The sequence below is a fragment of the Pseudomonas sp. TREG-RG-20F-10-E-6-01 genome (genome assembly GCF_022662455.1).
In the GTDB taxonomy this organism is placed as follows: domain Bacteria; phylum Pseudomonadota; class Gammaproteobacteria; order Pseudomonadales; family Pseudomonadaceae; genus Aquipseudomonas.
On sequence record NZ_JAKNQP010000040.1, the window covers coordinates 1 to 644 of the forward strand.

Here is a 644-nt window from a genome sequence, read left to right on the forward strand (position 1 = left end):
GGATTGACCCATGGCTACAACCGTTAACAGCGACCTAATCATCTACAACGATGAGGCGCAAACCGCATACCTGGAGCGTGTCCAGGACAACCTGGATGTGTTCAACGCATCGTCCAACGGCGCGATGGTGCTGGACAACGAACTGATCGAAGGCGACTTCCGCAAGCGCGCTCTCTACAAGCTGAACGGCTCGCTGGAGCATCGTGACGTCAACTCTGACGGCAAGGTGACTGCCAAAAAGATCAGCGCCGGCGAAGCTGTCGGCGTCAAAGCTCCCTGGAAGTACGGGCCGTACCAGACCACCGAAGAGGCGTTCAAGCGCCGCGGTCGGCCGGTCGAGGAGTTCTCCCAGATCGTCGGTGCCGACGTCGCTGATGCGACCCTGGAAGGCTTCATCCAATACGCAACTGCTGGTCTGCGCGCCGCAATCGGCTCCAACGCTGACATGGTGGTCTCGGCCAACATCGAAACCGATGGCAAGAAGACGCTGACTCGCGGCATGCGCAAGTTCGGCGATAAGTTCGGTCGGATCGCCCTGTGGGTTATGCACTCCAGCGCTTACTTCGACATCGTCGACGAAGCGATCACCAACAAGATCTACGAAGAAGCGGGTGTCGTGATCTACGGCGGCCTGCCGGGCACCC

General features: G+C 59.5%; 1 protein-coding gene. It reads left to right on the forward strand.

The annotated features are described in order from the left end of the window. Nucleotides 1–10: 10 nt before the first annotated feature. Nucleotides 11–644 (forward strand): major capsid protein (locus tag L8K08_RS30175; RefSeq protein ID WP_242201988.1); only part of this gene is annotated, 634 nt, incomplete at its 3' end.